This is a genomic window from Dietzia sp. HMSC21D01, from assembly GCF_001815995.1.
Lineage (GTDB): Bacteria > Actinomycetota > Actinomycetes > Mycobacteriales > Mycobacteriaceae > Dietzia > Dietzia cinnamea.
Map to the genome: position 1 here is coordinate 1 of NZ_KV823957.1, position 7,803 is coordinate 7,803.

Annotated in this window: 9 protein-coding genes and 1 pseudogene; 5 read left to right on the forward strand and 5 right to left on the reverse strand. The window is 71.0% G+C overall.

The annotated features are described in order from the left end of the window. Positions 1 to 193: pseudogene (locus HMPREF3086_RS18980) on the forward strand (hypothetical protein); the annotation flags it as partial. A gap of 77 nt (positions 194 to 270) precedes the next feature. Continuing rightward, positions 271 to 828 carry a GNAT family N-acetyltransferase gene (locus HMPREF3086_RS10790; protein ID WP_061228384.1) on the forward strand — a complete coding sequence of 186 codons (558 nt, stop codon included), beginning with the start codon at positions 271 to 273 and terminating at the stop codon, positions 826 to 828. 19 nt (positions 829 to 847) lie between these two features. On the opposite strand, the gene HMPREF3086_RS10795 is transcribed toward HMPREF3086_RS10790, so the two are convergent. Next, positions 848 to 1,246 (reverse strand): MarR family winged helix-turn-helix transcriptional regulator, encoded by a 399-nt coding sequence (locus HMPREF3086_RS10795; protein ID WP_239550263.1) that lies wholly within the window; start codon positions 1,244 to 1,246, stop codon positions 848 to 850. 127 nt (positions 1,247 to 1,373) lie between these two features. On the opposite strand from HMPREF3086_RS10795, the gene HMPREF3086_RS10800 reads away from it, so the two are divergent. Next, entirely contained in the window at positions 1,374 to 2,618 is a 1,245-nt protein-coding gene (locus HMPREF3086_RS10800) for a cytochrome P450 (protein WP_061228386.1), read from the forward strand. A 9-nt stretch (positions 2,619 to 2,627) separates the two neighbouring features. On the opposite strand, the gene HMPREF3086_RS10805 is transcribed toward HMPREF3086_RS10800, so the two are convergent. Together HMPREF3086_RS10805 and HMPREF3086_RS10810 are read right to left on the reverse strand one after the other, a co-directional pair. Further along, positions 2,628 to 2,912, reverse strand: a complete 285-nt coding sequence (locus tag HMPREF3086_RS10805; protein WP_061228395.1) for a branched-chain amino acid transporter permease — start codon at positions 2,910 to 2,912, stop codon at positions 2,628 to 2,630. Positions 2,913 to 2,956: 44 nt separating this feature from the next. After that, positions 2,957 to 3,682, reverse strand: coding sequence for an AzlC family ABC transporter permease (locus HMPREF3086_RS10810; RefSeq protein ID WP_070721812.1), 726 nt, complete (start codon positions 3,680 to 3,682; stop codon positions 2,957 to 2,959). Between the two features lie 84 nt (positions 3,683 to 3,766). Between HMPREF3086_RS10810 and HMPREF3086_RS10815 the strand changes: the two genes are divergently transcribed. Next, positions 3,767 to 4,183 (forward strand): VOC family protein, encoded by a 417-nt coding sequence (locus tag HMPREF3086_RS10815; RefSeq protein ID WP_063935468.1) that lies wholly within the window; start codon positions 3,767 to 3,769, stop codon positions 4,181 to 4,183. Between the two features lie 21 nt (positions 4,184 to 4,204). Here the strand turns inward: HMPREF3086_RS10815 and HMPREF3086_RS10820 are convergent, their stop codons facing one another. Then, positions 4,205 to 5,467, reverse strand: coding sequence for an MFS transporter (locus HMPREF3086_RS10820; RefSeq protein WP_232302935.1), 1,263 nt, complete (start codon positions 5,465 to 5,467; stop codon positions 4,205 to 4,207). A 74-nt stretch (positions 5,468 to 5,541) separates the two neighbouring features. Then, the gene (locus tag HMPREF3086_RS10825) at positions 5,542 to 6,174 is read right to left on the reverse strand and encodes a YqgE/AlgH family protein (RefSeq protein ID WP_061913350.1); all 633 of its coding nucleotides are present in this window, start codon (positions 6,172 to 6,174) and stop codon (positions 5,542 to 5,544) included. Between the two features lie 103 nt (positions 6,175 to 6,277). Here HMPREF3086_RS10825 and HMPREF3086_RS10830 point away from each other — a divergent pair, with 103 nt between their 5' ends. Beyond that, positions 6,278 to 7,663, forward strand: coding sequence for an MFS transporter (locus HMPREF3086_RS10830; RefSeq protein ID WP_070721815.1), 1,386 nt, complete (start codon positions 6,278 to 6,280; stop codon positions 7,661 to 7,663). The last annotated feature ends 140 nt before the right edge of the window (positions 7,664 to 7,803 follow it).

Here is a 7,803-nt window from a genome sequence, read left to right on the forward strand (position 1 = left end):
TGCCGCGGCGGCGCTGGGCGGTGCCGGCAGCCTCGGCGCGCTCGGCGTCGGTGCCGGCGCCGCCGGTACCAATCCCCATGTGGCCGGCGGCCTCCAGAACGCCGGCGCCCAGATGTACAACGATGCGGTCGGGTCGGTCGCGGGTGCCGTCAACGGCCTCAACATCCCCGGCGTGCACATTCAAGTGAACTGACCCGCCGATCAGCGCTCGGCCCCGCCGGATCCCGACTCAGATCGGATCCAGCGGGGCCACAGTGTTTCAATTGGGCGGTGACCAGCGTGACCTACCTTCAGCAGACCACCGCGGATCAGCTACGGCCGGCCGATCCCGTCGACCTCACCATCACGCGCGTCTTTCCCGCCGAGCCCACCTTCAATGAGCGGATGTACCGCGAGATCGGCAGCGACTGGAAGTGGGGCGACCGCCTCGACTGGTCGCAGGGTCGCTGGGACTCCTACTGCTCCGACCCGTGCGTCAGCACCCTTCGAGCAAGACTGGGCGACGAGGTCGTCGGCTACGCAGAACTGCGCATGAGCCCCTGCGACAGCGCAGCCGACGCTGCCACCGCAGCCGGGATCGGACCCGCCGGTGACGGAGTCGACGTGGAGATCGTCTACTTCGGCATCCTGCCCGCTTTCGCCGGCGGCGGCCTGGGCGGCTGGTTCCTCTCCGAGGTCTGCCGCATCGCCTGGAACGTTTCGGGCTGCCGTCGAGTGTGGCTTCACACCTGCGACGACGACTCCCCCGCCGCCATCCCCAACTACCTCGCCCGCGGGTTCGTCGAATACGCCCGAGCCGGCACTGGCTGCTACGCCTGCACTGCGTGATCCAACGAGCGGGCCCGGCTCACTGCTCCGGAAGCCGGCTCAGCGCCCGCCCACTCATCCGGGAGATCAGCTTCTCCGCGACCGCCCCGAACGCCTGCAGCTCGTCGTCGTCGAATCCCTCGAACAACCAGTCGGCGAGGCCGACGCGCGCCGTCACCACCTCATCAACGATCCGTCGCGACTTCTCCGTCAGGCTCACCAACCGCACCCGGCGGTCATCCGGCGGCATCGTTCGCTCGACGTGACCACTCGCCACCAGGCCGTCCACCAGCGCCGTCACCTGGCGCGGTGAGCAATCGAGGTACGTCGCCAGCTCCACCTGCTTGCACTCACCCTGCAGGCCCAGCACGAACAGCAACTCCAGCCGCGGCACCGTCAGCCCGTAGTTCGCCGCCGCGCGCGCGATGTGCCCGGCCATCTGCTCGGAGAGCATCAACGCGCGATCGAGAACTTCCCTCGACGATAGTGCCACGTGTATATAGTTACCACTATTCACGGTTTCATCCCCGCCGGGGGCCGGTGGGCGACCAGTCTCAGGAGACACCATGGACGTGACCATCCCGGCGGGCTTCGACTTCACCGACCCGGACCTGTTCGAGAAACGGCTCCCGCACGACGAGTGGCGCCAGCTCCGGCGGACACAACCCATCCACCGCGTGGACAAGCGCCCCGGCTCCGACGGGTTCGACGACGACCACTACTGGCTCGTCACCAGGCACGCCGACGTCAAGGAGATCTCCCGGCTGACCGGCGAGATCTTCTCCGCGGGGGAGAACACGATGATCCCGCGGTTCGCCGAGGGCACCCCGCGCGAGATCATCGAGGCCCAGCGCGCGATGCTCGTCAACGAGGACGGCGAGATCCACAAGAAGCACCGCCGGATCATCTCCCGCGGCTTCACCCCCCGCGGCGTCGCCGGCATGCGCGACGAACTCGCCGACCGGGCGCGCAAGATCGTCACCGCCGCCGCCGAGAGCAACGCCGACGACTTCGTCACCTCCATCGCCTCCGAGCTGCCACTCCAGGCGATCGCCGACCTGCTGGGTGTGCCGCAGGAGGACCGCCACAAGATCTTCGAGTGGTCCAACATCATGACCAGCTACGACGCCGGCGGAGACCCCGACGCGCCCGCCATCGCGTCAATGGAGCTCATCGGGTACGCCAACGCCATGGCCGAGGACCGTGCCGCCAACCCGCGCGACGACATCGTCACCAAGCTCGTCCAGGCCGACGTCGACGGCGAACACCTCTCCGCCGAGGAGTTCGGCTGGTTCGTCACCCTCTTGGCCGTGGCCGGGAACGAGACCACCCGCAACGCCACCACACACGGCATGGTCGCGATGCTCGAACACCCCGAGCAGTGGGAACTGTTCAAGCGTGAGCGGCCCGAGACCGCCTACGACGAGATCCTCCGCTGGGCCTCGCCGATCACCCAGTTCCAGCGCACCGCCATGGAGGACACCGAGATCGGGGGCGTCTCCATCGCCAAGGGCGACCGTGTGCTGATTTGCTACGGATCGGCGAACTTCGACGAGGAGGTCTTCGACGACCCGTTCACGTTCACCATCCTCCGCGACCCGAACCCGCACGTGACCTTCGGCGGCCAGGGCCCGCACTACTGCCTGGGCGCGAATCTCGCGAAGATGCAGCTCGAACTGATCTTCAACGCCGTCGCCGACCACCTGCCGGACCTCACCGCGCTCGGCGATCCCAAGCGCCTGCGCTCCGGGTGGCTCAACGGCCTCACCGAGTGGAAGGTCGACCTGGGCGTGTGCCCCGTGGCGAGCTGACCAGCCCGCTCAGGCCAGCCACGCCTGCAGCACCATGTACGTCGCCGTGCCCAGCACGATGCTCGCGGCGGCGCGCCGGAACGCCAGGTGCACGCCCAACGTGAGCGCGAGCGCGACGGTCGCCGGCAGCCACGAGCCGAGCGCCGTGGTGGTGTCGCGCAGGGTGTAGACCACCAGGACCACCATCACGCCGGCCGGCATGGTGCGGCCGAGATAGCGGACGACGCCCGAGTCGCGGAGGCGGGTGAGCGCGAGGAACGGGGCGGCCCGCAGCGCTACGGTGACGAGGAACATCACGGCCAACCCGGCGAGCAGGTAGGCGGTCCCGGGGACGGCGGTCACGCGACGTCACTCCCCGCCCGCCCGGTCCGCTGCAGCCACGCGTACCGCACGAGCAGCACGCCGACGAACGCGCACAGGCCCACGATGAGCATCTGGTCGGGCGCCACCACGGCGGCGACCAGACCGCACACCAGGCCGATCACCGGTGCAGGCAGGTCGCCGGACGAGCGCCACGCGTCCACGGCCAGCACGGCGAACAACCCGGTCAGCGCGAACTGCAACCCGTCCAACCCCTCGGGCAGGGCGGTGCCGACGAGCGCTCCGATCACGCCCGGGATCACCCACAGGGACTGGCAGGTGATCGCGATGGTCAGCGTCCGCGGACCGCTCATCTCCGCGCGCCGCTTGGTGGACGTGATCGCGTAGACCTCGTCGGTGAGCGCGTACACGGCGTACAGCCGACCCAGCCGCGAGCGGATGACCTCGAGCGGGAAGCTCAGGCCGTAGAAGACGTGGCGGAAGTTCACCAGGAACGCGGCGGCGGCCAGCGAGTACAGGGGAGTGACGGCGGTGAGCAGGCCGATCGCCAGGAACTCCATCGACCCGGCGTAGATCACCAGGGAGAACACGGGTGCCCACCACCAGTCGAACCCCGCCTGGGTCATGAGCACCCCGAACGCCAGCCCGAGCGGCACGAGTCCGAGCCCGACGGTCGAGCAGTCGGCCAGACCCTTGCGGATCTCGCCGCGGATCCCTGCGCTGGTGGAGAGGCTGGTCGACACGCCGGGCAGTCTAGCCAGCCACGATTTCGCATCACCCCCGACAGAGGCCTTCCGCTGCCCGGCCGGCGGGCGCAGACTCGACCCATGGACGAACAGTCGGGCGACGCGCCCGCGCCGACGGTGTGGCACTGTTTCCGGTGCTCGGATTCCCGGACGGTGATCGCCTGGCTGGTCGCGGCTCTGGGGTTCGTGGAGACGGCGCGCTACTCCGAGGACGGCGTGGTGACCCACGCGGAGCTCCTGTGGCCCGAGGGCGGAGGCGTGATGCTGGGTGACGCGGGACGTGGCGCGGACGATCCGCACGCCTCGCCACCCGGCACCGGTCTGGCCTACGTCGTGACCGCCGACTCGGAGAAGGTGTACCGCAGGGCCGTGGGCGCCGGGGCGGAGGTGGTGCTGGCGCTGCAGGACACGGACTACGGGGATCGCACCTTCTCCGTGCGGGACCCGGAGGGCAACGTGTGGTCGGTGGGGCAGTACCGGGGCGCGCCTGCGCCCTGACGATGACGCGATGCGGGGCGGTTAGGCCCGCCGCTGGTCGGCGACGGGCACGAGCGGGATCGCCAGCGCCGCGATCACGGCCGCGCCGGCGAACACCGGCCAGTAGCCGACGGCGTCGATCACGGCGGCGACCAGGGGTGTGGACGCCGAGATCGCCACGAACTGGGTGGTGTTCTGCACCCCTAGCGCTCGGCCGCTCCAGCGGGGCCCGGCGAACTCGGCGACAGCGGTGAACGCCAGGCCGTTGTCGGATACCGACAGCACGGTGGCGATCACGCCGAGCGTCACCGCGATGACCCCGGGCGCGCCCAGTGCTTCCGCCGCCGCCAGCGCGGCCAGGCCGGCGGTCACCGAGATCGCCACGCCGCGAATAGGTGTCGTGCGGGACCCCACTCGGTCCGACACCGCGCCCGCCACGATCCGCGCGACCGCACCGAGCACCTGACTCACCGTCACCACGACGCCCGCGGACATCGCCGACCATCCGTGCCCCAGCACGAGCCACGTCAGCAGGAACGCCTGCAGCATGCCCTGTGGCACCACGAGCAGTACCGACACGCCGTGGACGCGGTACAGGTAGCCGGAGCCGCGGTAGGGCGACCCTTCGGTCGCCGCGCCACTCACCGCCTCACCGTCAGCGGCAGTCGCCGCGCCACTCACCGCCTCGGCGCCCGCGTCGCGCGTGGCCTCGGGTGGAGGCGGATCGGTGACGACGACGAGGGCCGCCACCGCCGAAACGGCTGCCATCGCCAGGGGGAGCGCGAACGCCGCGCCCAGACCGTACGACTGCGCGAGCAGCGGCATGGTCATGGCCGCGACCGCGGATCCGGCCGGCTGCGACATCTGGCGGACGCCCATGGCGAGCCCGCGGCGGTTCGCGGGGAACCAGCTCACGACCAGTCGCCCGCTCGCCGAGTTACCTGAGGCGGTGAAGGCACCCGTGATCAGCAGCAGCGCCGCCAGAAATGCGAACGAGTCAACGAACAGAGCCGCGGCGAGGGTGACGGCGGCACCGACCGACCCGGCGACCAGGACGACCTTCTCCCCGGCACGATCGACTAGCCAGCCCCACGCGATCAGCGCCGCGGCCATGCCGACCAGCGGCATCGCGACCAGGATCCCGCCCTGCGAGAGGGACAGTCCCATAACGCTCGTGAGGTGGGGGAGCAGGAAGCCGACGCCGATCACGAACGCCGATCCGGACGCGGCGACGAACGTGGCCACGGCCAGCACCAACCAGTGCCGGGCCGTCACCGTCGTCGACTCACCGTCCACCGTCTCCACCTGCAGGAGCTTATGCCACTGCCCACAATACGGAAACACTGTCCCGAATCGTGAGATCGCGCACGGCTTCTATGTCAGTTGAGGTCGCCGTCCTGCAGGTATGTGGCGTACAGGGGCAGGGGCATCTCCTGGCGGCGCAGCACCGCACCCCACACGTCGACGCGGGCGGGCGCGAGCAGGTCGCTGGGCAGGCTGGGCGCGACGTACCAGTCGCCGCGGTCGAGCTCGTCCTGCAGCTGACCCGGCGCCCAGCCGGTGTACCCGACGAACACCCGCACGCCGTCGATGTGCTCCCGCAGGAGGTCGGGGTCGCTGTCCAGGTCCACGACGTGCACGCGGCCCTCGATCTGCTGGAGCCCGCTGAACCGGTGGCCGTCGACGCCGGCACTCAGCACGACCAGGGCGATGCCGGTGTCGGGCTTGACGGGTCCTCCGATGTGGAATACGGACGGGGGAGCGCACAACTCGGACCAGGCGGGCAGGATCTCCTCGACGTCGGTCTCGCTGCGTCGGGTGATCACCACACCCAGCGACCCGGAATGGTCGTGTTCGATCATGTAGATGATCGCGCGCCGGAAGTTCGGGTCGGGCATGTCGGGCGCGGCGATGAGCAGTGAACCGGCGACGGGATCCCGCTTGTCCATGGCGTCGTAGAGGCGGTCGCCGAACAGGCCTCCGCCGCTCAGATCATCCGGTCCCGTGTCCATGTATCCATGATGCCCCCGTCGTCGCCGGGCCACACGCGCGTCCCCTCGATCGGGTCTCGCCGCGGTGATCGGCGGCCCGGCCGCGAGCGCTACCGTGACTCCCGTGACCTCACCGCCCGCCGACCCGGCCGTTCCCACCCGGGGCCGCCTGGCCGCCGCCCTGCGCGAGTCCGATGGTCTGGGTCGGCTGTCGACGGCTCGGTTGGCGGCGTTGCTCAGCGAGGGCATCCATCAGGCCGCCCTCGGCGGAATCGTGCTGTTCAGCCCCGAGTCGGGCACCACTCCGGCGGCGATCGTGGGCGGGTTCGCGGTGATGCTGCTGCCCTATTCGATCGTCGGGCCCTTCGCCGCGGCCGCTCTGGACCGGTGGGACCGCCGGGTCGTGGTGGCCGTCGCCGCCCTGGTGCGGACCCTCGCGATCGTCGCGACCATCGCGCTCATCGCCGCCGGCGCCGTCCACTCGGGCGTGGGCCTGGCGGTGTTGTTCGCGCTGTCCCTCGTGGCGATCGGTCTGGGCCGGCTCATCAACACCGGGATGACCGCGGCGATGCCGAAGGTGGTGCCGGACCGGCTCCTCGCCGCCACCAACTCGGTGCTGGTGACGGTGGGTTCGGTCATCACCGCGGTGGGCGCGGTCGCGGCGTTCGCGGTGCTCGCCGTCCTGGGCGCGGGCGACTCCGCGGTCTCGTGGACCCTCGTGCCGTCCGTGGTTTCCGCGTTGGCGGGGGTGTGGGCGGTCCTGGCCCTGCCGCCGCGCCACCTGGGACCCGACGACGACGAGCTCCTCTGCCACCCGGACGAGGCCGTGACCCGCCGTGCCGTCCGGGCGTTCGCCGGGGGGCTCGCCGAGGGCGTCCGGGCCGCCCGTTCCTCGGCTCTGGTGTGGGTGTCGTTGACCGGCGTGACGCTCGGGCGGGTCGCGTTCGGCATCACGACGATGCTGGCGATCCTGCTCCTGCGCGATGCCGAGTCCGGCGGGTCAGGCGGTCCGGTCGTCGCCGGGATGGGCGGCTTCGGCTTGATGTCGGCGGCCGTGGCCGCGGGCATGGGTCTGGCCGCGGTCGTCACCCCGTGGGCCATCGCCCGAGCCCGACGCGTCCTCGTCGTCGCCGCCGGGGCCACCGCATCCGCCGTCGCCCAGCTCGTCGTCGGACCGACCCTCGACCCGACGGTCCTGGTGGTCGGCGCGGTGGCGATCGGTCTGGGGGCGCAGGTGGTCAAGCTCGTCGCCGACAATGCCATGCAGACCGACGTCCCCGATGTCCGCCGAGGCGGCGTGTTCGCCCTCCAGGACGCGCTGTTCAACTCGGCGTTCGTCGTGGGCATGCTCGCGGTGCTTCCGCTCGTGCCCGCGGACGGCCGGTCGGTGTCACTGATGCTGGTGCCGGCGGTGCTGTACGCCGCCGCGGGCGTGATCGCGGTGGTGGTGGGCATCCGCTCAGGAGCCCAGGCCGAGCGAGCCCGCGGCGATCGAACCGCCGCCCACTGAGCCCCCACCCACTGAACCCGCGCCCACAGAGCCCGCGCCAGCGCTGCCTGCTCCGACCGACCCGACGCCGACGCTTCCGGCACCGACTGAGCCCCCGCCGCCCGACCCGGCCGCGGCGGACCCTGCGGCAGCCGATCCGG

Coding starts and splice junctions, on each gene's coding strand:
- HMPREF3086_RS10795 (WP_239550263.1), bottom strand. CDS start 1,246: ATGGCCGGGCACATCGCGCGCGCGGCGGCGAACTACGGGCTGACGGTG.
- HMPREF3086_RS10800 (WP_061228386.1), top strand. CDS start 1,374: ATGGACGTGACCATCCCGGCGGGCTTCGACTTCACCGACCCGGACCTG.
- HMPREF3086_RS10805 (WP_061228395.1), bottom strand. CDS start 2,912: ATGTTCCTCGTCACCGTAGCGCTGCGGGCCGCCCCGTTCCTCGCGCTC.
- HMPREF3086_RS10815 (WP_063935468.1), top strand. CDS start 3,767: ATGGACGAACAGTCGGGCGACGCGCCCGCGCCGACGGTGTGGCACTGT.
- HMPREF3086_RS10825 (WP_061913350.1), bottom strand. CDS start 6,174: ATGGACACGGGACCGGATGATCTGAGCGGCGGAGGCCTGTTCGGCGAC.